General features: G+C 55.5%; 26 protein-coding genes, 1 pseudogene and 1 other annotated feature. Of the genes and pseudogenes, 17 read left to right on the top strand and 10 right to left on the bottom strand.

The genetic code is table 11. The features are described 5' to 3' along the window. Positions 1 to 576: 576 nt before the first annotated feature. The 3 genes from CKF42_RS04075 to topA all read right to left on the bottom strand — a co-directional run bounded on the left by CKF42_RS04075 (position 577) and on the right by topA (position 4,987). Positions 577 to 735, bottom strand: a complete 159-nt coding sequence (locus CKF42_RS04075; RefSeq protein ID WP_009089968.1) for a YmiA family putative membrane protein — start codon at positions 733 to 735, stop codon at positions 577 to 579. Between the two features lie 495 nt (positions 736 to 1,230). Further along, a complete protein-coding gene (gene cysB, locus CKF42_RS04070) occupies positions 1,231 to 2,205 on the bottom strand; it encodes an HTH-type transcriptional regulator CysB (RefSeq protein ID WP_009089966.1) in 975 nt (324 codons plus the stop codon). A gap of 184 nt (positions 2,206 to 2,389) precedes the next feature. Continuing rightward, the gene (gene topA / locus CKF42_RS04065) at positions 2,390 to 4,987 is read right to left on the bottom strand and encodes a type I DNA topoisomerase (protein ID WP_111207589.1); all 2,598 of its coding nucleotides are present in this window, start codon (positions 4,985 to 4,987) and stop codon (positions 2,390 to 2,392) included. Between the two features lie 372 nt (positions 4,988 to 5,359). On the opposite strand from topA, the gene CKF42_RS04060 reads away from it, so the two are divergent. Next, complete coding sequence (locus CKF42_RS04060) at positions 5,360 to 5,608, top strand: YciN family protein (protein ID WP_009089962.1); 249 nt, start codon at positions 5,360 to 5,362, stop codon at positions 5,606 to 5,608. Positions 5,609 to 5,636: 28 nt separating this feature from the next. Here CKF42_RS04060 and sohB read toward each other — a convergent pair whose 3' ends face one another. Beyond that, positions 5,637 to 6,683 (bottom strand): protease SohB, encoded by a 1,047-nt coding sequence (gene sohB, locus CKF42_RS04055; protein WP_009089960.1) that lies wholly within the window; start codon positions 6,681 to 6,683, stop codon positions 5,637 to 5,639. 173 nt (positions 6,684 to 6,856) lie between these two features. Between sohB and CKF42_RS04050 the strand changes: the two genes are divergently transcribed. Continuing rightward, positions 6,857 to 7,618 carry a YciK family oxidoreductase gene (locus CKF42_RS04050; RefSeq protein ID WP_046102053.1) on the top strand — a complete coding sequence of 254 codons (762 nt, stop codon included), beginning with the start codon at positions 6,857 to 6,859 and terminating at the stop codon, positions 7,616 to 7,618. Then, positions 7,618 to 8,208: a cob(I)yrinic acid a,c-diamide adenosyltransferase gene (gene cobO, locus CKF42_RS04045; protein ID WP_111207588.1), complete on the top strand. Its 591-nt coding sequence runs from the start codon at positions 7,618 to 7,620 to the stop codon at positions 8,206 to 8,208. Before CKF42_RS04050 ends, cobO begins: the two co-directional genes overlap by 1 nt. A 53-nt stretch (positions 8,209 to 8,261) precedes the next feature. Here the strand turns inward: cobO and rluB are convergent, their stop codons facing one another. Next, positions 8,262 to 9,152, bottom strand: a complete 891-nt coding sequence (rluB, locus tag CKF42_RS04040) for a 23S rRNA pseudouridine(2605) synthase RluB (RefSeq protein WP_058958472.1) — start codon at positions 9,150 to 9,152, stop codon at positions 8,262 to 8,264. A gap of 780 nt (positions 9,153 to 9,932) precedes the next feature. On the opposite strand from rluB, the gene CKF42_RS04035 reads away from it, so the two are divergent. Then, positions 9,933 to 10,580 (top strand): serine protease, encoded by a 648-nt coding sequence (locus tag CKF42_RS04035; RefSeq protein WP_111207587.1) that lies wholly within the window; start codon positions 9,933 to 9,935, stop codon positions 10,578 to 10,580. 10 nt (positions 10,581 to 10,590) lie between these two features. On the opposite strand, the gene CKF42_RS04030 is transcribed toward CKF42_RS04035, so the two are convergent. Together CKF42_RS04030 and CKF42_RS04025 are read right to left on the bottom strand one after the other, a co-directional pair. Further along, positions 10,591 to 11,211: an L-threonylcarbamoyladenylate synthase gene (locus CKF42_RS04030; RefSeq protein ID WP_111207586.1), complete on the bottom strand. Its 621-nt coding sequence runs from the start codon at positions 11,209 to 11,211 to the stop codon at positions 10,591 to 10,593. Between the two features lie 12 nt (positions 11,212 to 11,223). Then, positions 11,224 to 12,108, bottom strand: coding sequence for a PHP domain-containing protein (locus CKF42_RS04025; RefSeq protein ID WP_111207585.1), 885 nt, complete (start codon positions 12,106 to 12,108; stop codon positions 11,224 to 11,226). A 153-nt stretch (positions 12,109 to 12,261) separates the two neighbouring features. After that, positions 12,262 to 12,363, top strand: a sequence feature (Trp leader region). Positions 12,364 to 12,386: 23 nt separating this feature from the next. On the opposite strand from CKF42_RS04025, the gene CKF42_RS04020 reads away from it, so the two are divergent. From CKF42_RS04020 to CKF42_RS03990, 6 genes and pseudogenes are all read left to right on the top strand, one after another. Further along, positions 12,387 to 13,952 carry an anthranilate synthase component 1 gene (locus CKF42_RS04020; protein ID WP_009089949.1) on the top strand — a complete coding sequence of 522 codons (1,566 nt, stop codon included), beginning with the start codon at positions 12,387 to 12,389 and terminating at the stop codon, positions 13,950 to 13,952. Continuing rightward, positions 13,952 to 15,546, top strand: a pseudogene (trpD, locus tag CKF42_RS21310) (bifunctional anthranilate synthase glutamate amidotransferase component TrpG/anthranilate phosphoribosyltransferase TrpD). Before CKF42_RS04020 ends, trpD begins: the two are co-directional and overlap by 1 nt. A gap of 2 nt (positions 15,547 to 15,548) precedes the next feature. Beyond that, positions 15,549 to 16,910 carry a bifunctional indole-3-glycerol-phosphate synthase TrpC/phosphoribosylanthranilate isomerase TrpF gene (gene trpCF, locus CKF42_RS04005; protein WP_111207583.1) on the top strand — a complete coding sequence of 454 codons (1,362 nt, stop codon included), beginning with the start codon at positions 15,549 to 15,551 and terminating at the stop codon, positions 16,908 to 16,910. 46 nt (positions 16,911 to 16,956) lie between these two features. After that, positions 16,957 to 18,147, top strand: coding sequence for a tryptophan synthase subunit beta (gene trpB, locus CKF42_RS04000; protein ID WP_046101917.1), 1,191 nt, complete (start codon positions 16,957 to 16,959; stop codon positions 18,145 to 18,147). After that, positions 18,147 to 18,950, top strand: a complete 804-nt coding sequence (gene trpA, locus CKF42_RS03995) for a tryptophan synthase subunit alpha (RefSeq protein WP_111207582.1) — start codon at positions 18,147 to 18,149, stop codon at positions 18,948 to 18,950. Before trpB ends, trpA begins: the two co-directional genes overlap by 1 nt. A gap of 149 nt (positions 18,951 to 19,099) precedes the next feature. After that, positions 19,100 to 19,414 (top strand): BON domain-containing protein, encoded by a 315-nt coding sequence (locus tag CKF42_RS03990; protein WP_009089937.1) that lies wholly within the window; start codon positions 19,100 to 19,102, stop codon positions 19,412 to 19,414. Between the two features lie 48 nt (positions 19,415 to 19,462). Here CKF42_RS03990 and ompW read toward each other — a convergent pair whose 3' ends face one another. Further along, positions 19,463 to 20,095: an outer membrane protein OmpW gene (ompW, locus tag CKF42_RS03985; RefSeq protein ID WP_009089935.1), complete on the bottom strand. Its 633-nt coding sequence runs from the start codon at positions 20,093 to 20,095 to the stop codon at positions 19,463 to 19,465. 254 nt (positions 20,096 to 20,349) lie between these two features. On the opposite strand from ompW, the gene CKF42_RS03980 reads away from it, so the two are divergent. From CKF42_RS03980 to yciA, 4 genes are read left to right on the top strand one after another with little or no spacing between them, the layout of a single operon-like run. Further along, positions 20,350 to 20,766: a YkgJ family cysteine cluster protein gene (locus CKF42_RS03980; protein WP_009089933.1), complete on the top strand. Its 417-nt coding sequence runs from the start codon at positions 20,350 to 20,352 to the stop codon at positions 20,764 to 20,766. Positions 20,767 to 20,793: 27 nt separating this feature from the next. Continuing rightward, the gene (locus CKF42_RS03975; RefSeq protein WP_009089932.1) at positions 20,794 to 21,528 is read left to right on the top strand and encodes a YciC family protein; all 735 of its coding nucleotides are present in this window, start codon (positions 20,794 to 20,796) and stop codon (positions 21,526 to 21,528) included. A 51-nt stretch (positions 21,529 to 21,579) separates the two neighbouring features. After that, positions 21,580 to 22,119, top strand: a complete 540-nt coding sequence (locus CKF42_RS03970) for a septation protein A (RefSeq protein WP_046101919.1) — start codon at positions 21,580 to 21,582, stop codon at positions 22,117 to 22,119. Between the two features lie 59 nt (positions 22,120 to 22,178). After that, positions 22,179 to 22,601 carry an acyl-CoA thioester hydrolase YciA gene (yciA, locus tag CKF42_RS03965; protein ID WP_111207581.1) on the top strand — a complete coding sequence of 141 codons (423 nt, stop codon included), beginning with the start codon at positions 22,179 to 22,181 and terminating at the stop codon, positions 22,599 to 22,601. 35 nt (positions 22,602 to 22,636) lie between these two features. Here yciA and tonB read toward each other — a convergent pair whose 3' ends face one another. Further along, positions 22,637 to 23,398: a TonB system transport protein TonB gene (tonB, locus tag CKF42_RS03960; RefSeq protein ID WP_111207580.1), complete on the bottom strand. Its 762-nt coding sequence runs from the start codon at positions 23,396 to 23,398 to the stop codon at positions 22,637 to 22,639. A gap of 195 nt (positions 23,399 to 23,593) precedes the next feature. Here tonB and CKF42_RS03955 point away from each other — a divergent pair, with 195 nt between their 5' ends. Beyond that, positions 23,594 to 23,890, top strand: a complete 297-nt coding sequence (locus CKF42_RS03955) for a YciI family protein (RefSeq protein ID WP_009089924.1) — start codon at positions 23,594 to 23,596, stop codon at positions 23,888 to 23,890. Between the two features lie 71 nt (positions 23,891 to 23,961). Then, entirely contained in the window at positions 23,962 to 24,147 is a 186-nt protein-coding gene (locus CKF42_RS03950) for a hypothetical protein (RefSeq protein ID WP_058958173.1), read from the top strand. An 85-nt stretch (positions 24,148 to 24,232) separates the two neighbouring features. Here the strand turns inward: CKF42_RS03950 and ycgZ are convergent, their stop codons facing one another. Further along, entirely contained in the window at positions 24,233 to 24,475 is a 243-nt protein-coding gene (gene ycgZ, locus CKF42_RS03945) for a regulatory protein YcgZ (RefSeq protein WP_111207579.1), read from the bottom strand. Between the two features lie 344 nt (positions 24,476 to 24,819). Between ycgZ and CKF42_RS03940 the strand changes: the two genes are divergently transcribed. After that, a complete protein-coding gene (locus tag CKF42_RS03940; RefSeq protein ID WP_009089920.1) occupies positions 24,820 to 25,137 on the top strand; it encodes a hypothetical protein in 318 nt (105 codons plus the stop codon). Positions 25,138 to 25,209: the final 72 nt, after the last annotated feature.

The raw sequence follows: 25,209 nt of genomic DNA, 5'->3' as shown, positions 1-25,209 counted from the left end.
TTAAACCTTAGAGAGACAAAGGTTTATGTTAAAGATAGTCCACAAATTCGTTAACGTTTTGATTACAACACAAATTGCTACAATCGCCCATAAACGAAAATGCCCCGTGAAAATCACGAGGCATCATAAAAAGGGGAGGTAATTCAGATTAAAGCGTTATCCACACCGCCGCAGACCAGAACGCAAAGGAGAACGCATACGCGCTAAGCCAGGACATTTTAATCATATTCATTTGGTTCACTCCTTCGCCGGAATCGGGCGTAAAAGTTTTTTGCGGTCACCTTACTCTGGCGACACCCTTGGGTCGTACTGGATGTGGAAAGGGGCATTTAAAAAAGCCCGCCGGAATGTCCGGTAATAAAAGAGCGGTGACTAAAGAGAGTCAGACAACGTTATTTAGTTTCAGGCTGCAAAAACGACTCAATAAAAAGTCGCTGGTTATCACTCAAATCCCATGACTCGGGGATAGACACTTTCTCGTCCTTTGCAAGCGGCTCTTTCGCTTTGCAGCTGACCGGCTTGGTCTGACGCGCCGTCAGAGAACGTTTATGGCTGAGTGTGTTTGCCCACATGGCTTTAGCCCCAGATACGCCAAATCATTAACGCGACAACCACCCAGAACAGCGCAGAGGCAGCGAATACGGTTAACCAGGCTTTGCGACGGGTGTTACCAGTACGCTCAACCTTGGTGCTTTTTACCGGGAAACCCGGTTCTACAGTCAGTCGTGTATTCATAGTTTCTGATAATCACTCTCAACAAAATGATTGATAACAACGATTAAGATTTAGGAGGAATCCTAAACGCGTTAAGGCCAAAAATCCAGTTATTTTTATTGAGTAAAACGATTAACGGTATTAATCAATAGTCTTAAATAACGCCAGAAATCATTAACAGCGGAACCACTCTTTAATTAAATGAAGCACTAATCAATTTGAGTTAATTCCATTTCAGATCCATTTAAAACTAAAGAGCAAACCCCAGAGCCTGATGTTTACTGGCTTCCAACATAGGCGGTTAACTGGAGTATGGGAATAATCCTGGCATGTCGCAAAGTGACATAGTTAAAAATGTGTTGTGATTCGCATTTAAGAAAGCCGAACCGGAAAACATGTGATCAATGTTTCATTTACAAAAAAATCATAAAAACTTTCAGTCTCATCTGGCGCTAAAGGCTGGCAACAAAAAAGGCTGCACCAGGCAGCCTTATGTTGTCGCGCAGGGGGTAAACCCTATTTAAACGGCAGCTTGATATCTTTAAACATCGCTTCAATGTCTTCATTAGAGCGGAGCGCAACGGCGGTATCCACCACGTCACGCGTCAGGTGCGGGGCAAAACGCTGGATGAAATCATACATATAGCTGCGCAGGAAGGTGCTGCGACGGAAGCCTATTTTGGTGGTGCTGTTGGTAAAGATATCCGCGGCTTCAATGCGAATCAGATCGGGATCGGACACCGGGTCAACCGCCATACTGGCGATCACGCCGACACCCAGCCCCAGACGGACATAGGTTTTGATGACGTCTGCGTCGGTTGCGGTAAAGACGATGCGGGGTGTTAACCCGGCGCGATTGAATGCGGTATCCAGTTCTGACCGCCCGGTAAAGCCAAAGGTGTAAGTCACCAGTGGATACTCCGCCAGCTCTTCAATGGTCACCTGCCCTTTTCCGGCCAGCGGGTGATCGGCGGTAACCACAATCGCCCGATTCCAGTGGTAGCACGGCAGCATGATGAGATCGTCATAGAGATGCAGCGCTTCGGTGGCAATGGCAAAATCGGCATTGCCTTTGGAAACGGCTTCGGCAATCTGGGTCGGCGATCCCTGATGCATATGCAAAGAGACGCGTGGATAGCGTTCGATAAAGCCTTTGATCACGCCGGGCAGCGCGTAGCGCGCCTGGGTATGGGTGGTCGCCACATAGAGCGAGCCTTTATCGGGCCAGGTGTGCTCACCGGCAACCGATTTAATGGCATCCACTTTGGAGAGCACTTCACGCGCAATACGAATGATCTCTTCCCCGGCTGGCGTGACCTGCGTGAGATGTTTCCCGCTCCGGGCAAAAATCTGCACACCCAGTTCATCTTCCAGCATCCGGACCTGCTTACTGATGCCGGGCTGCGAGGTATAGAGACCTTCCGCCGTCGAAGAGACGTTGAGGTTATGGTTCACGACTTCGACGATATAGCGCAACTGCTGTAATTTCATATCTGTTTTGTCCTGGTAAGTTACAGAGTCGCATCCCCGCTTGACCGACAGTCGCAAGGGTGAAGAAAGGCTATGCATCAGGAAAGGTCGGAAATGCTATAACAACTATATCAGTTTAAGTGTGAGAATAGAACGGATTGATATAAGGCTCAGAAAAAGGCCAGCGAATGCTGGCCTGATAAGATTACTTTTTCGCTTCCTGCCATTGGCCATCAACAAAGAAGGCTGACCAGCCGGTGGCTTTACCCTCTTTTTCTGATGAGACATACTGCTGCTTAGTCTTACGGCTGAACCGCACCAGCGTTTTATTCCCTTCCGGATCGGCGACTGGCGCATCTGCCAGATATTTCAGCTTCTCAGGCAGACGATCTTTGAAGCGCAGCAGCTCTTCCACCAGTGGCGCACGCGTTTCGCGCGATTTCGGGAACGTATTGGCTGCCAGGAAGACGCCCGCTGCCCCGTCGCGCAACACGAAGTAGGCATCTGACTTCTCACACGCCAGCTCAGGCAGCGGCACCGGATCTTCTTTCGGTGGCGCCACTTCCCCACTGCGCAGAATTTTGCGGGTGTTTTTACACTCTTCGTTGGTACACGCCATGTACTTGCCAAAGCGTCCCATCTTCAGATGCATCTCCGAACCGCACTTCTCGCACTCTACGACCGGGCCGTCATAACCCTTAATGCGGAACTCGCCTTTCTCGATTTCGTACCCATCACACTCCGGGTTATTACCACAGACGTGCAGTTTGCGTTCATTGTCGATCAGGTAGCTGTCCATCGCTGTGCCGCACTTCTGGCAGCGACGACGGGCACGCAGGGCGTTGGTTTCGGCATCGTCCCCTTCCAGAATGTTCAGAACTTCGTTTTCCGGAATCAGGTTGATGGTCTGCTTGCAGCGCTCTTTCGGGGGCAGCGCATAGCCGGAACAGCCCAGGAAGACACCGGTACTGGCGGTGCGGATCCCCATCGGACGACTACAGGTCGGACAGTCAATCGAGGTCAGCACCATCTGATTGGGCTGCATGCCGCCCTCTTCAGGATCTTTTTCAGCTTTTTCAAGCTGCTCGGTAAAGTCGCTGAAGAAGTGGTCCAGCACCGCTTTCCATTTCGCCTGGTTATTGGCGACCTGGTCCAGGCTGTCCTCCATGCGCGCGGTGAAATCGTAGTTCATCAGCTCGCGGAAGTTCTCTTCCAGACGATCGGTGACGATTTCACCCATTTTTTCCGCATAGAAACGGCGGTTTTCTACCCGGACATAGCCACGGTCCTGAATGGTCGAGGTAATGGCGGCGTAGGTCGACGGACGGCCGATACCGCGCTTCTCCAGCTCACGCACCAGCGAGGCTTCGCTGAAGCGTGCCGGTGGCTTGGTGAAGTGCTGACCCGGCAGCAGCTGTTGCAGGTCGAGGCTATCCCCCACACTGACCGCAGGCAGCGTGCGATCTTCATCGTTCTTACGCAGCGCAGGCATCACTTTAGTCCAGCCGTCGAAGCGCAGAATGCGGCCTTTTGCTTTGAGTTTAAACTCACCGGCGGCGGCCGTGATGGTGCTGGAATCATATTTGGCCGGGGTCATCTGGCAGGCGACAAACTGACGCCAGATCAGCTGATAGAGCTTCTGCGCATCCGCTTCCATATCCTTCAGTTTTTCCGCCACGACTTCCACATCGGAAGGACGAATCGCTTCGTGCGCTTCCTGAGAGTTCTCTTTGCTGGCGTAAGTGACGGGGCTGTCTGGCAGATATTTTTTACCGAAGTTGTTTTCGATGTAGCCCCGCGCCATGGCCACCGCATCCTGACTCAGGTTGGTCGAATCGGTACGCATGTAAGTGATGTGACCCGCTTCATAGAGGCGCTGCGCCATCATCATGGTCTTTTTAACGCCAAAGCCCAGACGGGTGCTGGCCGCCTGCTGTAGCGTCGAGGTGATATAGGGCGCACCCGGCTTACTGCTGGTCGGCTTATCTTCACGATCCACAATTTCAAAGCGCGCTTTTTCCAGCAGCGCCACTGCGGCGTAAGTTTCGTCACGGTTGACCGGGCGGAACACCTTGTCGCCTCGGTGTGTCACATCCATCGACAGCTCATCGCCGTTTGGCGTGGTCAGCGCGGCATTAACTTCCCAGTACTCTTCGGGAACAAAGGCTTTAATTTCACGTTCACGTTCCACTACCAGGCGAACGGCCACTGACTGCACACGACCGGCTGAGAGGCCACGGGCGATCTTTTTCCACAGCAGCGGTGACACCATGTAGCCCACCACGCGGTCCATAAAGCGGCGCGCCTGCTGAGCATTGACCCGGTCGATATTGAGTTCGCCCGGCTTTTCAAACGCCTGACGAATCGCATTTTTGGTAATTTCGTTGAACACCACGCGGCTGAAGCGTGAGTCATCGCCTCCGATCACTTCCCGCAGGTGCCAGGCAATGGCTTCCCCTTCGCGGTCAAGGTCGGTTGCGAGATAGATGTGGTCAGCATTGGCGGCCAGCGCCTTCAGTTCTGCCACCACCTTCTCTTTGCCGGGCAGGATCTGATAATCCGCTTCCCAGCCATGATAGGGGTCAACACCCATGCGGCTGACGAGGGCGGCTTTCTCATCTTTTTTAACTTTTTTGACTTTCTTATCTGTCGAGGCGTCAGCACTTTTCTTTGCGGTTGAACCACTGGTCGGCAGATCCCGGATATGACCCACGCTGGATTTCACCACGTAGTCATTGCCCAGATATTTATTGATTGTTTTGGCCTTTGCCGGGGACTCAACAATAACGAGTGCTTTACCCATATTTACCTTTACCTAATGAAAACATCCTGCTTAACGGGAGAGGATTGGATGCCCAAAAACCCATCGGGTTCAATATTGCTGCGCCTGTCTAACATTTCAAGGCGGAGGGGTCAATCTCAGAACAGATGATCCGGCTAAATGCAACTGCATGATAAAGCATGATTTTTCCATCTGAACTCTTCGCACATCCTGGTGCAAAATCCCTGAAATCGGAATCGCCCACACTCTACCTGATAAAATCTGTTACGCAACTTAATTAGCATTCAGCCCGTCGTTACGCCAGGTTTTCATCGGTCAGGGCGGGTTGTCATGCCAGCAGACTCGTCAGTAATATAGAAAGGATTCGAGTGCTGTCAAAAAAGGAGCAAATAAATGCAGACACCGACCCAGGCTATTTCCCGCCAGGCTTTGCTGGAAAAGGCCAACGCCCTGATTAAAGAACATGATGATTATTTAGCGGGCATGCAGGCGGATGACGTCAGTCAGCAGGGTGATGTGCTGGTTTTTCGCGGCCCGTTTTTTCTCGACGATCAGGGATTGCCGACGGCTAAAACCACAGCGGTGTTTAACGTCTTCAAACATCTGGCGGTGGTCCTGTCGCCGCACTATCACCTGGAATAAAAAAACCCGGCACAGGCCGGGTTTCGCATCACAGCAGCGGCTTTTCGCCGCGCTGCCAGAGTTTCAGTAGCAGACGCTCTGCCACCGAGCCCGCGCTTTGAGTAAAGCGATCCATCATTTTACGACGGCGGGCGAAGTGCACCCCCAGCACGTTGAACTGATCCATCTGGCGGATGATTAAATCATCGCTGGTGCCGATCTCATCAATCAGCCCCAGATCAAGCGCCTGGCGGCCATACCAGTGTTCACCGGTCGCGACCTTATCAATATCCAGCGACGGGCGCATCTGATGCACAAACTGCTTGAACAGCAGGTGCGTTTCGTCGAGATCCTGCTGGAATTTCTCCCGCCCTTCTTCGCTGTTCTCGCCAAACAGCGTCAGCGTTCGCTTGTACTGACCGGCCGTGTGCAGCTCGATATCGATGTCATTGCGCTTCAGCAGACGGTTGAAGTTAGGGATCTGGGCCACCACACCGATTGAACCAATAATGGAGAACGGGGCCGCCACAATGCGATCGGCCACACAGGCCATCATATATCCGCCGCTGGCTGCCACTTTGTCCACGGCCGCGGTGATGCGCAGCCCGTGGTCGCGCAGACGCTGCAGCTGTGACGCGGCCAGACCATAGCCATGCACCACACCGCCAGGGCTTTCCAGACGCAGCAGCACTTCATCGCCCGGTTGCTGCACCGCCAGCACGGCTGAAATCTCTTCACGCAGCGACGTGACCTCACTGGCATCCATGCTACCTTTGAAATCAAGCACATAAAGCGTCGGCTTCTCACCCCCGCGCGCGCCCTGCTTCGCCGCCTGCTTTTCCGCTTTGGCTTTCAGCTTTTCGCTCTTTTTATGGTTTTTCAGCCAGACCTTCTGCGCCTGCGGTTTCATTTTTGCCAGCTGCAGATCTTCTTTCATCTGTTGATAGTCATCACCCAGATGGGTCAGGCGCAGCTGACCACTTTGCGAGCGTTTACGCAGTGCCGCATTCATCACAATCATGACAATCGCCGCGACCGCAACCACCAGCGTCACCGCTTTCGCTAAAAAGAGTCCATACGTTGAAATAAAATCCATCAGGTCGCCTTAGTAAAAAAGAATCAAAAACAGTTCGCCAGTTTAGCCGTTTTACCCTGCCTCGTCGCCTGAAATGCCAGCAGCTGGCACAGATTGCGCGGGCTGGCGATTGCACCCATTCGTAAATTCAGGCATAAAGCGGAATCATGCTGTTTTCGCCGGAGGACCCCGCTGTGCATTATCAACCGAAAAGTGACCTGCTCAATCATCGTATTATTCTGGTCACGGGCGCGTCAGATGGCATCGGCCAGGAAGCGGCGCTGACCTATGCCCGCTATGGCGCAGAAGTGATCCTGATGGGCCGCAACCCGGAAAAACTCGAACGGGTCAGAACGTCGATCAATCAACTCAATAAACGTCCTGCTCACCAGGTGGTGCTGGACCTGGCCGAGGCCACACCAGAACGCTGCCAGCAGGTTGCCGACCAGCTGGCGCAACAGTTTCCGCGTCTCGACGGCGTGCTGCATAATGCCGGTCTGCTCGGTGAAATCGTGCCGCTGGCTGAACTCGATCCGCAGATCTGGCGTCAGGTGATGGATGTCAATCTGGATGCGACTTTCTTCCTGACTCAGGCCCTGTTGCCGCTGCTGCTGAAGTCAGAGGCGGGTTCGCTGGTATTCACCACCTCCAGCGTGGGCCGCACCGGTCGTGCAGGCTGGGGCGCTTATGCGGTCTCTAAATTTGCAACGGAAGGAATGATGCAGGTGCTGGCGGATGAGTATAAGAGCCAGTCGCTGCGGGTGAACTGTATCAATCCGGGCGGCACGCGAACCAAAATGCGCGCCAGCGCCTTCCCGCAGGAAGATGCAAATAAACTGAAAACGCCTGCCGATCTGATGCCGCTCTATCTCTATCTGATGGGCGATGACAGCCGCCGCAAAACCGGGATGAGCTTCGATGCGCAGCCGGGCAGAAAACCCGGAGCCGCGGAATAGTGGCTGACGATCGTCATCAGCAGCGTCAGCAGCGCCTGAAAGAGCAGGTGGATGCGCGTATCGCCGCCGCGACAGCGGTTCGCGGCATTCTGATGGTGTTTACCGGCAACGGCAAAGGCAAAACAACCGCGGCCTTCGGCACGGCACTGCGCGCCACCGGCCATGGCAAGCGCGTGGCGGTGGTCCAGTTCATCAAGGGTGACTGGCCGAACGGCGAGCGAAACCTGCTGGAGCAGCACGGGGTGGAATTTCAGGTTATGGCCACCGGCTTCACCTGGGAGACGCAAAACCGTGAGACGGACACCACCGCCTGTCTGGCAGTCTGGCAGCATGCCCAGCGGATGCTGGCGGATGCGCAGATCGATCTGGTGGTACTGGACGAAATTACCTATATGGTGAGCATGGGTTATCTGCCGCTGGAGGCGCTGATCGCCGCGCTGCAGCAGCGCCCGGCGCAGCAGAGCGTCATTATTACCGGACGCGGCTGTCACCGCATCCTGACTGAGATGGCCGATACCGTAACGGAGATGCGCCCGGTTAAGCACGCCTTTGATGCCGGTATACAGGCCCAGCAGGGTATCGACTGGTGACAGAAAAAGAAAACGCAGCCCGGAGGCTGCGTTTTTTTATCCTGCCGGCATAATTAACCGGAATTGCGTTTGCTGCCCGGATTGCGGCGCGGCGTACGAGGGGTCGAGCTGACTTTGCTGTGGCGTTTTACCGCACGACGGATCTGGTTTGCTTTGGTGCGACGACGATCTTTCTCAACGACCAGTTTGGTCACCGTCTCATCATCCATCTCCACCAGGTTACGCAGATAGTTTACCGCCGGCAGATCCAGCTCCGTCCAGCCGCCGCGCGGCAGGCCTTTCGGTAAGGTAATATCACCATAGCGAACGCGCATCAGACGGCTGACCTGGACACCGACCGCTTCCCATAACCGACGCACTTCACGGTTACGTCCTTCGGTCAGGGTCACGTTATACCACTGGTTGATCCCTTCTCCGCCGCCAAAACGCAGGGTTTTGAACGCAGCCGGGCCATCCTCCAGCTGAACGCCCTTGCTCAGCTGACGAATTTTATCATCATCCACCTGGCCAAAGACGCGCACCGCATATTCACGTTCCACTTCACGGCTGGGATGCATCAGACGGTTCGCCAGCTCACCGTCCGTGGTGAACAGCATCAGACCACAGGTGTTCACATCCAGACGGCCGACGGCAATCCAGCGTGAACCGCGCAGACGCGGCAGGCGATCGAAGACCGTCGGGCGCCCTTCAGGATCGCTGCGGGTACAGAGTTCACCTTCTGGTTTGTAATAGGCCAGCACGCGGCAGACTTCGGTTGCTGATTCAGCAATCGAAACCAGATGGCCATCAATACGGATTTTCAGGGATTTGCTGCTTTCGACACGGTCGCCCAGGGTGGCGATCTTTCCGTCGACGCTGACACGGCCAGCGGCAATCATTGATTCGATTTCACGACGCGAGCCATGACCGGCACGCGCTAAGACTTTCTGTAACTTTTCGCTCATTGAGCTTCCTCTTTGTCGCCTTCCCAGGCGTCATGGCAGGGTGATAATTCTTTCTTTATCAACAGGTTAACCTATTAACTTTGGCCCATTATACAGGCATTTAACCCCGATGTAACGCCCTTTCTCCTTCTGTAAATAGCCGATAAAAAAGCATAGAGACCGGATAATGATATTCCTCATTATTTACATGCCTGATTAAAATAACAGCAGACTCAGTTAAGGAAATATACTGAATAAAACGGCATTAGCGAAAACTTTATAGCTGAAGAAAATTAAATTTTTTAAACACTGGCGGGGCTGTAAAAAGAGGCCGCAGCGATCAAAAACTTAACACTATCTTAAACTTCCAGAGATTTATCAGCGAATCTAATCCTCTGGCTTCTCTCTCAAAGGAAGAATAAAAAACCGTAAAATTATCTTTAGTCAGCTCGATAAGCCAAATAAACGGCCCAGGTAAGATTATTCCTAATGCAGATTCTGTTAAAACCCTATTTTCAGGGGTATTTAATTCTTATTAGCTTTAATAAATTGTCTGACACTATTAAGCTGATACACTTTCTCTCAGCAGCACAATAAAAAAGCAGCACCTGAAATTTCATGGTCCTGCATCATAACAGTACGGCCCTTTGTTATTCGTTAATAAAAATCGTGTTTTCAGATAATCCAATAAACCGGCGCATCCGGAATTGTTGCGTTAATACGGTTCACTGATGAACCTTGCTTGCATGTCATAAGTCTTCACCAGGGATTTTCCGACATGCCGGAATAAAGAATGCCATCATGAGAAACCTGTTTCTGTGCCCGGTGCTGGCTGCACTGGTGCTGAGCGGGTGTTCCGTGGGCCACACTGAGTACAGTCGTACGGCGATGCAGCACGTAGATATGAGCGTGACCGGCATCCCGACGATCCTCGGTTTCGGCACACTGGGCACCAGCATTCCACTGACGCCTGAATATAGCCTTACCGCAGCGCACGTCGCCAAAACCGCCGTGCAGCGCGTGAAGTCTTATCATCCCTATTGCGACCTTGCGATTATTTATCACAAGAATGATGCCACCACCCTGGCGAAATTCCGCAGTGGTGAGATTGGCGATCCCGTTAAAATGTACGGATACAGCTTTATTTCCGCGATGCCGGTAGAGTCGACGGGGGTGAATTTAGCCCGCACGGCTATTCGGAATAAATGGAATAAAAGTCCCTGTATTGCGATGGCCTCTAATGCAGGCGTGGTTCAGGGAATGTCGGGCGGCGGTGTTTATAACCGCGATGAAACGCTGAGCGGCGTGATTGTCGGTTATTCCGATGCCATTAAAAATGGCCGTAACGGGAAAGTGATCCTGAAAGACGTTTCACTTTATATTCCCTACGGCCAGTTTAAAAGCTGGTTGCAGTCAAATCTGGCCCCGACACCGACGCGCGGTGTCTGAGCCGGATTGATTACAGGAACGGGCGGGTATCACCCACACCTTCACGCACAATTTCCGGCGTATCGGTGGTCAGATCGACCACCGTGGTCGGCTGCTGCCCCAGCGTTCCGCCGTCGATGATCAGATCGACCAGCTTGCCAATGGTGTGCTGAATCTCCTCCGGATCGGATTCCGTAAAATCGTTGCCCGGCAGGATCAACGAGGTCGACATCATCGGCTGATTCAGGGCTTCCAGCAGCGCCAGCGCCACCGGATTGGACGGCACACGCAGACCGATGGTCTTACGCTTTTCGTTCATCAGACGGCGCGGCACCTCTTTGGTCGCCTTGAGAATAAAGGTGTAGTTACCTGGCGTGTTGTTTTTCAGCAGGCGAAAGGCCGAGTTTCCCACCTGAGAATAGACCGACAGCTCAGAGAGGTCACGGCACATCAGGGTGAAATTGTGGCGGCCATCGAGCTGACGGATACGGCAGATACGCTCCATCGCGCCCTTCTCTTCCAGCCGACAGCCCAGCGCATAGCCGGAATCGGTGGGATAGACGATAACGCTGCCTTTGTTCAGGTAGTCGACCGCCTGGTTGATCAGGCGCGGCTGCGGATTGTCCGGATGAATATGAAACAGTTGACTCATAGAAACCTCGTGTCACCTTTCCGTGATTGCCACTGCGGGAGCGAGGTCCGGAAAGCGTTCCCAGACCGGCTCAACGTCGCCGGGCAGCCAGAGTTTGCGGCCCAGCTCAATCCACGGGCAGGGTTGATGAAAATCTGAACCTTGCGATGCGGCCAGGTCATTCTCTCTGGCGTACTGCGCCAGTTGCGTGCGCTCATTGGGTGGCTGCTGGCACTGTGCCACTTCCATGGCATCGCCCCCCGCTTCGCGGAAGTGGGCGATCAGCCGTTTCAGCCACTTCGCCGATAAACCATACCGGCCCGGATGAGCCAGCACGGCGCAGCCACCAGAATGATGAATCGCATCAATGGCTTGTTTAATTGTACACCATTGTGGCGGCACGTAGCCGGTTTTGCCTCGCGCCAGGTAATTTTTGAAAACCTGGGCCATGTCACCGGCTTTGCCCTGCTCTATCAGGAAGCGGGCAAAGTGTCCGCGGGTAATGATGCCGCCCCCGGCCAGTCGGGTTGCCCCCGCCAGCGCGTCGGGAATACGTGCCTTCGCCAGCCGCTCACCAATCTCTTCCGCGCGCCGCTGCCGGCAGGCCAGTTGCCCCGCCAGAAAAGTCACCATCGCCGGATGATGAATATCGATGTTCAGCCCCACGATATGGATCTCATGATTCTCCCACAGGGTAGAAATCTCAGCACCGGCCAGCACTTTTATCGGCAGATCCTGGTCACGGGCGGTCTGCTGCGCCTCGTCCACCCCGTCCACGCTGTCGTGATCGGTGATCGCCAGAACGCCAACCCGCATCTCTACCGCGCGCTGCACCAGCACGGCGGGCATCAGTAAACCATCGGAGGCGCGCGTGTGGCTGTGTAGATCATAAACCGGGAAACGGGCGATATCGCTCAAGAGAACTCCTGCTTAAACTAAACCGGCCAGCATGATAACGATTTTAACGCTCAGTGAAAAAGTGTATTGACATTTCCGCCCCGAACCCGTTAACTAGTACACAAGTTCACACGCAACGGGTATTTCATCATGGCGATTACAATTACGCATTTACATGGCTGGCGCGATGTTCCCGAAACCGGGCGACACGGTCGTGCACATTTTGCGTAAACGCTGTGCAGATACCTGAGCCCGCCACCGAGCGGGCTTTTTTTTGAGCGAAATTCAGAGAAATCATCATGCCAAATGCGAAACCTACAGTGAAGTTGATTACCGGCACCGCGCCCTACCGCGAAGATCCGGCCGCAGTGTTTCACCAGCTGTGCGGCGCACGTCCGGCAACCCTGCTGCTCGAATCCGCTGATATCGACAGCAAGCGCAACCTGAAAAGCCTGCTGATCGTCGACAGTGCGCTGCGCGTCAGCGCACTGGGCAGCGAAGTCACCGTGCAGGCGTTGTCAGAAAATGGCCGCGCCCTGCTGCCGCTGCTGGATGAAGCCCTGCCCGCGTCAGTGATGAATCAGGTGCGTCCCGATGGCCGTGTCCTGACGTTCCCGCAGAGCAGCGATCAGCAGCAGGATGAAGATTCCCGCCTCAAGGCCCTGTCGGTGTTTGACGCGCTGCGTCTGATTCCGCAACTGGTTAACGCCCCTGCCGACGAACGGGAAGCGGTGCTGCTGGGCGGTCTGTTTGCTTATGATCTGGTTGCCGGTTTTGAAACCCTGCCGGCGCTGGATAATCAGCAGCGCTGCCCCGACTACTGCTTCTACCTGGCCGAGACCTTACTGGTGATCGATCACCAGAGCCGCAGCGCACGTCTGCAGGCCAGTCTGTTCTGTCCGTCCACCAGCGAATTCCAGCGCCTGCAGCGCCGCATTGAGCAGTTGCATGGCCAGATGCTTCAGCCCGCACCTGTACTACCGGTACAAAAGGTGGAGCAGATGACGCTGACCACCAGCCAGAGTGATGAAGAGTATTGCGACGTGGTGCGCAGCATGCAGCAGGCGATTCGCATCGGAGAAATTTTCCAGGTCGTCCCTTCACGCCGTTTCTCGCTGCCATGCCCTTCACCGCTGGCGGCATATGACACGCTGAAGAACAGCAATCCCAGCCCCTACATGTTCTTTATGCAGGATCAGGATTTCTCGCTGTTTGGTGCCTCGCCGGAGAGTTCACTGAAGTATGACGCCATCTCGCGTCAGATTGAGATCTACCCAATCGCCGGTACCCGCCCGCGTGGCCGCCATGCGGATGGCTCGCTGGATCGCGATCTCGACAGCCGTATTGAGCTGGAGATGCGAACCGACCATAAAGAGCTGGCGGAACACCTGATGCTGGTGGATCTGGCGCGCAACGATCTGGCGCGTATCTGCGTGCCGGGCAGCCGTTACGTGGCAGACCTGACTAAGGTAGACCGTTACTCCTTCGTCATGCATCTGGTCTCCCGCGTTGTGGGCACGCTGCGTGACGACCTTGACGTGCTGCATGCCTATCGCGCCTGTATGAACATGGGCACCCTGAGCGGTGCGCCGAAGGTGCGCGCCATGCAGCTGATAGCCGGGGCGGAACGCACCCGCCGCGGCAGCTACGGCGGTGCGGTGGGCTACTTCACGGCTCACGGCGATCTCGATACCTGCATCGTGATCCGTTCGGCTTACGTTGAAGAAGGCGTGGCCACCGTCCAGGCGGGCGCCGGTGTGGTGCTGGACTCCAATCCGCAGGCTGAAGCGGATGAGAGCCGTAACAAAGCCCGCGCCGTTCTGCGCGCTATCGCGACTGCCCATCACTGCAAGGAGATCTTCTGATGGCCGATATTCTGCTGCTCGATAACATCGATTCATTTACCTATAACCTGGTTGATCAGCTGCGGACGTTTGGTCATAACGTGGTGATCTACCGCAACAACCTGCCTGCGGAGCTCTTAATTGAGCAGCTGCAGCGGATGGAAGACCCGGTGCTGATGCTCTCGCCCGGCCCCGGCGCGCCAAAAGATGCCGGTTGTATGCCGGAGTTACTGCGGGTGCTGCGGGGACGGTTGCCGATTATCGGCATCTGCCTGGGGCATCAGGCGATCGTTGAAGCCTACGGCGGCCACGTGGGTCAGGCTGGTGAGATCCTGCACGGCAAAGCCTCCTCTATTGACCACGACGGTGAGGCGATGTTTGCCGGCCTGAGCAATCCGCTGCCGGTGGCGCGCTACCACTCACTGGTGGGCAGCAACACGCCGGATGAGCTGACGGTCAACGCCAGTTTCAACGGGATGGTGATGGCGGTGCGTCATGAGACCGACCGGGTGTGCGGGTTCCAGTTCCATCCTGAATCCATTCTGACTTCTCAGGGCGCGCGTCTGCTTGAGCAGACGCTGGCCTGGGCGCTGGCGAAGTAACAGGGAGAATGACTATGCAAGAGACACTGGAAAAACTTTACCAGGCGCAGACGCTGAATCAGGCTGAGAGTCATCAGCTGTTCAGCGCCATTATCACCGGCCAACTGGAACCGACGCAGCTCGCCGCCGCTTTAATCGCCATGAAGGTGCGGGGCGAAACGCCGGAAGAGATTGCCGGGGCGGCGACCGCGCTGCTGGAAGATGCCCGCCCCTTCCCGCGCCCGGATTATACCTTTGCCGATATCGTGGGCACCGGCGGCGACGGCAGCAACAGCATCAATATCTCCACTGCCAGCGCCCTGGTGGCGGCGACCTGCGGTCTGAAGGTGGCGAAGCACGGCAACCGCAGCGTCTCCAGCAAATCAGGCTCCTCCGACCTGCTGGCGGCCTTTGGCATCAATCTGGATATGCCTGCTGACCGGGCGCGCAAGGCGCTGGACGATCTTAACGTCTGCTTTCTGTTTGCGCCGCAGTATCACACCGGATTCCGCCACGCGATGCCGGTACGTCAGCAGCTGAAGACCCGCACGCTGTTCAATGTGCTGGGTCCGCTGATCAACCCGGCGCGTCCCCCGCTGGCGGTGATTGGTGTTTACAGCCCGGAACTGGTGATGCCGATTGCTCAGACCCTGAAAGTGCTGGGCTACCAGCGTGCAGCCGTGGTCCACGGCGGCGGCATGGATGAGGTGGCTCTGCACGATGTGACGCACGTCGCCGAGCTGCGCGAGGGGGAAATCACCCGTTATCAGCTCTCTCCTGAAGACTTTGGCTTTGGCTTCCACCCGAAAGAGGCGCTGGCGGGCGGCACCCCGGAAGAAAACCGTGACATTCTGACAGCTTTACTCCAGGGTAATGGCCAGCAGGCTCATGAGGAAGCTGTCGCCGTTAACGTGGCGATGTTGCTTAAAGTATTTGGTCAGGAAGACCTGCGTGAAAACGCACAGCAGGCGCTTAACGCCATCCGCAGCGGACAGGCTTATGAGCGCGTTGTCGCACTGGCAGCAAGAGGGTAATCATGAAAGGCACCGTGTTAGAAAAAATTGTTCAGGACAAAGCGATCTGGGTTGAAGCCCGTCAGCAGCAGCAGCCTCTTTCCACCTTTCAGAACAGCATTGAGCCTTCCAGCCGTCATTTTTACGACGCGCTGCAGGGGGCCAGAACCGCGTTTATCCTGGAGTGTAAAAAGGCCTCTCCGTCGAAAGGCGTGATTCGCGAGGACTTCGATCCGGCCGCAATTGCCGGGGTTTATCGCCACTACGCGTCAGCGGTCTCTGTGCTGACCGATGAAAAATATTTTCAGGGTGACTTCGCTTTCCTGCCGATTGTCAGCGCAGCCATCACGCAGCCGGTGCTGTGCAAAGATTTTATTATTGATCCTTACCAGATCTATCTGGCGCGTTACTATCAGGCGGATGCGATTCTGCTGATGCTGTCGGTTCTGGATGATGAGCAGTATCGTCAGCTGGCCGCGGTGGCACACAGCCTGAAAATGGGCATTCTGACTGAGGTCAGTAATGAAGAGGAGCTGGAGCGTGCTATCGCCCTGCAGGCGAAAGTGGTGGGCATCAACAACCGCGATCTGCGCGACCTCTCTATCGACCTTAACCGCACCCGCCAGCTGGCGCCTCGCCTGTCGCATGGCGTGACGGTGATCAGCGAATCGGGTATCAACAGCTATGCGGACATTCGCGAGCTGAGCCACTTCGCCAATGGTTTCCTGATCGGCTCCTCCCTGATGGAAGAGACCGATCTGACAGCCGCGGTGCGTCGGGTTACCCTGGGCAGCAACAAAGTGTGCGGGCTGACACGTGCCGAAGATGCGCGTGCCGCCTATGAAGCGGGTGCACTCTTTGGTGGTCTGATCTTTGCTGAAGGATCGCCGCGTCAGATTGATACCGCCACGGCGCAGAGCGTGATGGCCGCGGCCCCGCTGCGTTACGTTGGCGTGTTCCGCAACGCCAGCGTGAGTGACATTGTCACGCAGGTCAGCGCCCTTTCTCTCTCTGCGGTTCAGCTGCATGGCGATGAAACGCCGGCGTTTGTCGCTGATCTGCGCGCCGCCCTGCCTGCCACCGTGCAGATCTGGAAGGCACTGCGCATCAAAGGCCATCTCCCGGCGCGCGACTGGCCACACGTTGACCGTTATGTGTTTGACAATGGTAACGGTGGTACCGGTCAGCGTTTCGACTGGTCCCTGCTGCAGGGTCAGACGCTGAATAATGTGCTGCTGGCCGGTGGCCTCGGTGCGGACAACTGTGTTGAAGCCGCGCAGCTGGGCTGTGCCGGACTTGACTTCAACTCTGGCGTGGAAAGCGCGCCCGGCATCAAAGATGCCCGTAAAATTGCCGCCGTGTTCCAGACACTGCGCGCGTACTGATTTGCCTGGCCTGCCCGACGGCGGGCCTGAGAAAGGAAGAGAAAAGATGACGTTACTGAATCCCTACTTTGGCGAATTTGGCGGAATGTATGTTCCGCAGATCCTGATGCCTGCCCTGCGCCAGCTCGAAGAGGCGTTTGTCGACGCGCAGAAAGATCCTGCCTTCCAGGAAGAGTTTACCGAACTGCTGAAGAACTATGCGGGTCGTCCGACCGCGCTGACGCTGTGCAAAAACCTGACCAAAGGCACCAAAACGCGCCTCTACCTTAAGCGTGAAGATCTGCTGCACGGCGGTGCGCACAAAACTAACCAGGTGCTGGGTCAGGCACTGCTGGCTAAGCGCATGGGTAAAAACGAAATTATCGCCGAGACCGGCGCCGGTCAGCATGGTGTGGCCTCTGCACTGGCCTGTGCGCTGCTGGGCATGAAATGCCGTATCTACATGGGCGCGAAAGATGTGGAGCGTCAGTCGCCTAACGTCTTCCGTATGCGACTGATGGGCGCGGAGGTGATCCCGGTTCACAGCGGCTCTGCCACGCTGAAAGATGCCTGTAACGAGGCGCTTCGCGACTGGTCTGGCAGCTATGAAACGGCGCACTACATGCTCGGCACCGCCGCAGGCCCGCACCCCTTCCCGACCATCGTGCGTGAGTTCCAGCGCATGATCGGCGAAGAGACGAAAAAACAGATTCTGGAAAGAGAGGGTCGCCTGCCCGACGCTATTCTCGCCTGCGTGGGCGGGGGCTCCAACGCTATCGGCATGTTTGCTGACTTTATCGATGAAACCAGCGTGAAGCTGATCGGCGTTGAGCCTGCGGGTCACGGCATCGAAACCGGTGAGCATGGCGCACCGCTGAAGCATGGTCGCGTCGGTATCTACTTCGGCATGAAAGCGCCGATGATGCAGACTGAAGATGGCCAGATTGAAGAGTCCTACTCCATCTCTGCCGGTCTGGACTTCCCGTCGGTCGGGCCTCAGCATGCGCACCTGAACAGCACGGGTCGGGCGGATTACGTCTCGGTTACCGATAACGAAGCGCTGGCTGCCTTCAAACAGCTCTGCCGGGCGGAAGGGATTATTCCGGCGCTGGAATCCTCTCACGCCCTGGCGCACGCCCTGAAGATGATTCAGGACGAACCGGAGAAAGAGCAGCTGCTTGTGGTTAACCTTTCCGGCCGCGGCGATAAAGATATTTTCACCGTTCACGACATTCTGACCGCGCAGGGAGAAATCTGATGGAACGTTATAATCAACTGTTTTCGCGCCTGTCAGCCAGCAACGAAGGCGCTTTCGTCCCCTTTGTCACGCTGGGCGATCCTTCACCTGAGCTCTCCCTGCGCGTGATTGACGCGCTGGTTGAGGGCGGTGCGGACGCGCTGGAGTTGGGCATTCCTTTCTCCGACCCGCTGGCGGATGGCCCGACCATTCAGAATGCGACCTTACGTGCATTCGCCGCAGGCACCACCACCAGCCAGTGCTTTGAAATGCTGGCGACAATCCGCCGTAAATATCCTGACCTGCCGATTGGCCTGCTGATGTATGCCAACCTGGTCTTCACCAACGGCGTGGATGCGTTCTATGCACGCTGTGCCGAAGCCGGTGTCGATTCGGTTCTGGTCGCCGATGTGCCGGTTGAAGAGTCGGCGCCGTTCCGCCAGGCGGCGCTGCGTCACGGCGTGGCCCCTATCTTTATCTGTCCACCCAATGCCAGCGATACGCTGCTGCGTGAGATCGCGTCGCACGGCCGGGGCTACACCTACCTGCTGTCGCGTGCCGGGGTGACCGGGGCTGAAAACCGTGCCAGCCTGCCGCTACAGCACCTCATCGACAAGCTGCGAGAATACCATGCCGCTCCGCCACTGCAGGGCTTTGGTATCTCAGAACCTGAGCAGGTGAAGGAAGCGATTGCCGCCGGTGCCGCCGGAGCCATCTCCGGTTCCGCCATTGTCAGAATCATTGAGAAGCACCACGCCGAACCGGACGTGATGCTGAGCGAACTGAAGAACTTTGTCAGTCGCCTGAAAGCCGCCAGTCGATAATCCTGTCAGCATGCCTTATCACGCGATAAGGCATGATTTGTTTCCTTTTTTTTCATTCCGCCATTTGCCCTTTTTTCAGAATCTGCACCACAATGACAAAGCGCCGTTACGGTAACGTCGCATCCATTTTGTGACAGGGAGAGAAAGCAATGAAATTCGTTAAACTGCTGACAGGTGCTGTACTGGCGGGTGTGGTTGCGCTGACACTGAGCGCCTGTGCGCCAACCGCAACCAAAGAGGGAACCGGTGGCTACATCGATGACACCGTTGTGACCACGAAAGTGAAAGGTGAACTGCTGAAGGATGACTCGCTGAAATCGACTGAAATCAACGTAGAAACCTTTAAGGGTAAAGTTCAGCTGAGCGGTTTTGTGTCATCGCCACAAATGGCTAATCGTGCTGTTCAGGTAACGCGCAGCGTACCGGGCGTGAAATCTGTCGTGAACAATATGCAGATTAAATAACGTTACACAGACACAAAAAAGGCCGCTGAATCAGCGGCCTTTTTCTCATCAGAAGCGGTAACCTGCCCCGAAGAAGAAGACCCACGGATCGATGCGCATATTGATGTTCTGCTGCTCGCCTCCCGCTTTAAACTTCACTTCCGTGTCGATATCCATGTACCACACCGACGCATTCAGCATCCAGTCGCGATTGATTTGATAATCCAGGCCGACCTGACCCGCCACGCCCCACGAATCCTTGACGCTGAGATCGGTCAGGCCTGCATCGCGACCGGTCTGGTTGAAATCGGCATCATAGAAGGTGGTGTAGTTGACGCCCACGCCCACGTAGGGACGGGCTTTGCTTTTGCTGTCGAAGAAGTAGTACTGCGCCATCAGCGTCGGCGGTAACTGACGCACGGTAGCCAGCGTGCCGGTCGGGCCAAGACCCACTTTGTGACGGAACGGCGTGGCGGCGAGAAGTTCCACCCCGATGTTGTCCGTCGCCATATAGGTAAAGGTCAGGCCGAGCTGCGTGTCGTTGGAGGCGCTGAACTCCCCCATGCCTAACACATTATCGGAGCCTTCGGTGGGGCGTACGGTTGCACTGCCGGCACGCATAAAGAAGTCGCCTGCTTCGTGGGCCATCGCCAGCTGGGGTAAAGCCAGCGCCAGCAGCATCGCGCATTTTGCCAGTTTCATTATCACTCCTTTGCTTAATGTTGATGTCGCGGGGGATTATCATTTTTTTGCTGGCAGTTATTTAACGCGATTTACAGGAAATTGCACTCTGAACGCTTCAGATAAATTGCTTAAAAAACAATGAATTGATTTAGATCAATTTCGGCACGCTTCGGCGCCCGCAAATTCCCCTTGCTGAAAAATTCCGGCGGCCCTATTTTGCTTCTCTTCCTGGTTGATTTTGGTTCGATGCCTCGGGAGGGGCGGGTGATCAAATGAGTGACACATTAAATCCTTGTATCAGCTGTGGCGCCTGCTGCGCCCATTTTCGCGTCTCATTTTACTGGGCGGAAGCCGACGATGCGGGCGGTCTGGTGCCGACCGACCTGACCGAGCCGCTCAGCCTGCTCATGCGTAACATGCGGGGCACCAACGATCGCACCCCGCGCTGTGTCGCCCTGCAGGGAGAGATCGGCGGATGCGTTTCATGCGGAATCTATGAACAGCGTCCCACCCCCTGTCGGGAGTTCTCGCTGTCAGGAGAAGGCGGCATTCACAACGAAGCCTGCGATCGGGCCCGCGCCCGCTATGGCCTTCCCCCGCTTTTTTCGCCATCTTTACCTGTCGTGACAGAAAGTTATGCCACAGCGGGTGCCCGTGAGCTGCCAGAACATGTACAATCGCCGGGTTAATTAACCCGGTTCCTCCAAGGAGTGTACATGTCTATCACGGCAAGCTCGTTATACCGTGACACTGGAAATTTTGCGCGACATCAGCTGGCTACCCTGCTGCTGCTGTCGCTGCTGACCGCTTTTATCACTGTCATGCTGGTGCATGTGCTGACGCCTGGTGTCGATGAGATGGCCATTCTGCAGCAGGGTGACGACAGTGCCAGATCGTTGTTTGAGATAGTGCAGAGCATGTCGCCGGAACAGCAGCAGGTTCTGCTGCGGGCTTCGGCTGCCAGCACCTTCGCTGCGCTGTTGGGTAACACGCTGCTGCTGGGCGGCATGCTCTGCCTGATTCCGATGGTCTCTTCCGGTCAGCGGGTCAGCGCTTTGCGGGCTATCGGGACTTCTGCGCCGCTGCTGCCCAGACTGCTGCTGCTGACCTTTCTGATGACGCTGGTGGCCCAGCTTGGCTTTATGGTGCTGGTGGTCCCCGGTATTCTGCTGACGATCCTGCTGTCACTGGCGCCGGTGATGCTTGCCAGTGAGAAGATGGGCGTGTTTGCCGCCATGCGCGCCAGCATGCGCATGGCCTGGAAGAACGTGAAGCTGATCGCCCCCGCCATCCTGCTCTGGCTGCTGGCGAAAGTGGTCGTGATGCTCTTTTTCGCTTCGCTGACCGTGCTGCCGCTGAATGTTTCGTCGGTCATTTTTACCGCGGCCGGCAATCTGGTTTCAGCCCTGTTGATCATCTATCTCTATCGGCTCTATATGCTGTTACGTTGACGGACGGTGCGCCTGCGGGCGCACTGGCATGCAACCCTGACGGGAATCACTATGAAGCAGTTACTCGACTTTCTCCCCCTGGTAGTCTTTTTCATCTTCTATAAGCTCTATGACATCTTTGTCGCCTCGGGCGCACTGATTGTCGCGACCGGTCTGGCGCTGGTCGTCAGCTGGGTGCTCTATCGCAGACTGGAAAAGATGACCATTTTCACCTTTGTACTGGTCGCGGTCTTTGGCACCCTGACGCTGGTGTTCCACAACGATGAGTTTATTAAGTGGAAAGTGACAGTCATCTACAGCCTGTTCGCGCTCGCCCTGCTCTACAGCCAGTGGTTTATGAAGCAGCCGCTGATCCAGAGCATGCTGGGTAAAGAGCTGCAGCTGCCGGACGCGGTCTGGCGTCGTCTGAACGTTGCCTGGGCACTCTTCTTTCTGATTTGCGGCCTGGTGAACATCTACGTCGCCTTTTGGTTATCCCAGGCGTTTTGGGTTAACTTTAAAGTGTTTGGTCTCACCGGTCTGACCTTACTGTTTACCCTGCTTAGCGGGCTCTATATCTGGCGACAGATGCCGCAGCAGGAACAAAAATAATCATCCGCCCGGTTCGCCGGGCTTTTTTTCAGCATTCATCTGCATAAGAACGGGAAGCAATGGGCGAAAAACATAAATTACCGCAAGGTGAAATGGTGCTGCGTACGCTCGCCATGCCAGCAGACACCAACGCTAACGGCGATATCTTTGGTGGCTGGCTGATGTCACAGATGGATATGGGCGGCGCGATTCTGGCTAAAGAGATCGCGGAAGGCCGCGTGGTGACGGTACGTGTCGACGGCATGTCATTTCTGAAGCCGGTGGCGGTAGGGGATGTCGTGAGCTGTCATGCGCGCTGTATCCGGACCGGCAACAGTTCGATGACCATTAACGTCGAGGTGTGGATCAAGAAAGTGTCGTCTGAGCCGATTGGACAGACTTATTGTGCCACCGAAGCGGTCTTTATCTATGTGGCCGTGGACAATGCAGGCAATTCCCGTCCGCTGCCAGCCGGCCGCGCCAATCAGCAGCCCGGCGAATAAAAAACGGGTCAGGCATCTCCGCCTGACCCGGCCTCTTACTCTATGCTGGCCCCGCCTTTAAGCTTAAAGACGATATTCATTGTGAGTCCCTGACCCGGGCGACCGCTCTGATAACGCCACTTTTTCATCGCCTGCCTGACGTCGCGCTCAAACATATTGCGCGGTTCCGCAGAGAGGATCTGAATGTTCTCTACCCGACCGTCACTGTCCACGTCAAACTTCACCCGCACGCGCCCTTCAACCCGCAGCGCATAAGCGCGCTGAGGATAGCCTGGCTTACTGACGCTCAGCGCTTTCGGGCCGGTTGATACCGATGCTGTCGGTGACGGAGTCGCTTTTGGTGCAGTGGCTGGGCGGGTCTGGGTCGCCGGCGCCTCCTGCCGGAACGGATTATCCTGCGGTTTACTCTCCTGACGCGGCTTCACGTCGCGTACAGGTTTCTCCCGCTTGTGCTCGGTTTTAGGTTTGGGTTTTGGTTTGGGCTTCGGCTCAGGTTTTGGTATCGGCACCGGTTCCGCTTTCGGCGGTTCCGGTGCCGGCTGAGGTTCCGGTTCTGGCTGAGGTTGTGGCTGCGGCTCAGGCTCTGGTGCAGGCGGCTGCACAACAGCCGGAGCAGGCTCAGGCTGAACTTCCGGGGCAACCATGGTGACACTGATCGGCTGAGAGGCCTTTGGCACTTCCGTCACCTGCTGGAATGACGCATACAGAATTCCGGCAATGACGGCCCCATGCAGAACAACAGACAGCAACATGGAGAGTGGCGTGCGTTTGGGTAAGGGCATAGTCAGCGTGGTCATAACAGTCGCAGTGATTGAATGAAGCAGCGATTTTAAATGCAAATAGCAATCAGTTTCAATAACTCCCGCCCTCACGCCATCAGAAAAGCGCATTTAGCCCTTTATGCTGCGCCTTCCAGCCGCCGGAGTTTTCGTTTGCACTCTGAAGGGCAATCCCTTAACGTGTGCAAAATTCTGGTTAATGGGAGTTCCTGAGTGCTTTACGTCATTTATGCAGAAGATACTGCAGATTCACTGGAAAAGCGTAACGCCGTGCGCCCTGCCCATCTGGCACGGCTCAAACTGCTTCACGAAGAGGGACGCCTGATTATCGCTGGCCCGATGCCTGCCGTGGACAGTAACGATCCCGGCGTGGCGGGCTTTACCGGTTCCACCGTCATTGCGGAGTTCCCGTCGCTGGAAGCGGCGCAATCCTGGGCGCAGGATGACCCCTATATTGCGGCGGGCGTCTATAGTCAGGTCGCGGTTAAGCCGTTCAAACGCGTCTTCTGATCGCATCTGAGTATGAAAAATGGCTTCTGTGCCTGGCGCAGAAGCCATTTTTTTTCGCAAAGAGAGGGAATATGCAGATTGTTATTCTGGCGCTGCTGCTGGTCATCGCTTTACTGCTTGGCAGGGCGATTTATCTCTGGCGGACGCAGGGCTGGCGCAGGAAGAAACAGACGATCGTGATGCTGATTGTGCTGGCAGCAGCGTTGCAGCTGGTAAATGTCACGCTGATGATGACGAAGCCGCTTCATCCCGGCTGACCATAAACGGCCGACAGGGTTAAGGGCATTAAAGAACAGGACAGCTGAATGACTGTCCTGTTCTTCATACTCTGTTATCTTTATATCAGCCGCGATCCAGAATCAGACTAATCAGCGCGTGATAGTGCTGTTCTTCTTCCGGGCTGGTAACATGCTGCAGGCGGCTAATCAGTTTTGAGCAGATCGCTTTGCGGTTCAGGCTGCGACCGGAACGAATAATTTCCGTGACAACCGACCCCAGGATCGCCTGCTGTGAAGGCTGTGCAGCACTGTGCAGATAGGCGGTAATGTCTGAAACTGAAGCGGGAATATGTACGTTAGTCTGCATGATTGTCCCTTAAAGGCGTCGTTAAAGTTACTAAGCGATGCGGTAAAGTTATACAAAAACGCCCCTCCTGTACAGGTATTTAGCGCGAAAAATCACCCAAAGCGTGACATTTTTCATTAAATTCATTTAATACATAGACTTAAAACAATGTAAAGTTGTACAAGTTTTTTCTCGCTTTGTACACATCCCCTGTCAGCCTCCTCAGACCCGCCCCTTTTTCGCCTGATCCTTTTAACTTACGGCTTTTTTTGACCGGCGAGAGGATTTATCTGTTACCTCTGTCTACATTTACTATTCGTGATTTACACCTCTGAATGGATGCACCGCACTGTCGCGAGCTCACTATGAATAAAACCTATCCTGTTCCGGTTCTCACTCTGGCTGACACGCTTTTATCCCGGCTTGCCGCGCTGGCCGATCCCAAGATTGAAGTATTAAGCGGTTATCCGGCGAACTGCTCTGCCTGGCTGACGATCTACTATCAGCGCAAATCAGGCCGGTGGAGTTACGAATGGTACGATCGGGAAGGCTATCGCCGGCCAGCGGCGCTGGGCAGCGCAATGCCCTGTCTGATGCTCGAGGTTAACGATCGGGGTGCATCGCCTCAGGAGCAGGCTCAGGCGCGCCGGTTACTGGCCGAGCAGGGCTTTTTTGAAGCGTAAGGGTGCCCCGGATAATGCGCAGCCCGCCTGCTGCCTCACAGGGTATCGGCTTACAGGGCGGGCTGAAGAGGT

The sequence above is a fragment of the Pantoea sp. ARC270 genome, assembly GCF_003236725.1.
Classification (GTDB): domain Bacteria; phylum Pseudomonadota; class Gammaproteobacteria; order Enterobacterales; family Enterobacteriaceae; genus Pantoea; species Pantoea anthophila.
Note: the sequence above shows the minus strand (reverse complement) of the source record. Positions and strands in the feature narration are given on the sequence as shown.

What these genes read in the sequence shown, in the direction of transcription:
- CKF42_RS04075 (WP_009089968.1), bottom strand. Translation starts at nt 735, where the DNA reads ATGAATACACGACTGACTGTAGAACCGGGTTTCCCGGTAAAAAGCACC.
- cysB (WP_009089966.1), bottom strand. Translation starts at nt 2,205, where the DNA reads ATGAAATTACAGCAGTTGCGCTATATCGTCGAAGTCGTGAACCATAAC.
- topA (WP_111207589.1), bottom strand. Translation starts at nt 4,987, where the DNA reads ATGGGTAAAGCACTCGTTATTGTTGAGTCCCCGGCAAAGGCCAAAACA.
- CKF42_RS04060 (WP_009089962.1), top strand. Translation starts at nt 5,360, where the DNA reads ATGCAGACACCGACCCAGGCTATTTCCCGCCAGGCTTTGCTGGAAAAG.
- sohB (WP_009089960.1), bottom strand. Translation starts at nt 6,683, where the DNA reads ATGGATTTTATTTCAACGTATGGACTCTTTTTAGCGAAAGCGGTGACG.
- rluB (WP_058958472.1), bottom strand. Translation starts at nt 9,152, where the DNA reads ATGAGCGAAAAGTTACAGAAAGTCTTAGCGCGTGCCGGTCATGGCTCG.
- CKF42_RS04035 (WP_111207587.1), top strand. Translation starts at nt 9,933, where the DNA reads ATGAGAAACCTGTTTCTGTGCCCGGTGCTGGCTGCACTGGTGCTGAGC.
- CKF42_RS04030 (WP_111207586.1), bottom strand. Translation starts at nt 11,211, where the DNA reads ATGAGTCAACTGTTTCATATTCATCCGGACAATCCGCAGCCGCGCCTG.
- CKF42_RS04020 (WP_009089949.1), top strand. Translation starts at nt 12,387, where the DNA reads ATGCCAAATGCGAAACCTACAGTGAAGTTGATTACCGGCACCGCGCCC.
- trpCF (WP_111207583.1), top strand. Translation starts at nt 15,549, where the DNA reads ATGAAAGGCACCGTGTTAGAAAAAATTGTTCAGGACAAAGCGATCTGG.
- trpB (WP_046101917.1), top strand. Translation starts at nt 16,957, where the DNA reads ATGACGTTACTGAATCCCTACTTTGGCGAATTTGGCGGAATGTATGTT.
- trpA (WP_111207582.1), top strand. Translation starts at nt 18,147, where the DNA reads ATGGAACGTTATAATCAACTGTTTTCGCGCCTGTCAGCCAGCAACGAA.
- CKF42_RS03990 (WP_009089937.1), top strand. Translation starts at nt 19,100, where the DNA reads ATGAAATTCGTTAAACTGCTGACAGGTGCTGTACTGGCGGGTGTGGTT.
- ompW (WP_009089935.1), bottom strand. Translation starts at nt 20,095, where the DNA reads ATGAAACTGGCAAAATGCGCGATGCTGCTGGCGCTGGCTTTACCCCAG.
- CKF42_RS03980 (WP_009089933.1), top strand. Translation starts at nt 20,350, where the DNA reads ATGAGTGACACATTAAATCCTTGTATCAGCTGTGGCGCCTGCTGCGCC.
- CKF42_RS03975 (WP_009089932.1), top strand. Translation starts at nt 20,794, where the DNA reads ATGTCTATCACGGCAAGCTCGTTATACCGTGACACTGGAAATTTTGCG.
- CKF42_RS03970 (WP_046101919.1), top strand. Translation starts at nt 21,580, where the DNA reads ATGAAGCAGTTACTCGACTTTCTCCCCCTGGTAGTCTTTTTCATCTTC.
- yciA (WP_111207581.1), top strand. Translation starts at nt 22,179, where the DNA reads ATGGGCGAAAAACATAAATTACCGCAAGGTGAAATGGTGCTGCGTACG.
- tonB (WP_111207580.1), bottom strand. Translation starts at nt 23,398, where the DNA reads ATGACCACGCTGACTATGCCCTTACCCAAACGCACGCCACTCTCCATG.
- CKF42_RS03950 (WP_058958173.1), top strand. Translation starts at nt 23,962, where the DNA reads ATGCAGATTGTTATTCTGGCGCTGCTGCTGGTCATCGCTTTACTGCTT.
- ycgZ (WP_111207579.1), bottom strand. Translation starts at nt 24,475, where the DNA reads ATGCAGACTAACGTACATATTCCCGCTTCAGTTTCAGACATTACCGCC.
- CKF42_RS03940 (WP_009089920.1), top strand. Translation starts at nt 24,820, where the DNA reads ATGAATAAAACCTATCCTGTTCCGGTTCTCACTCTGGCTGACACGCTT.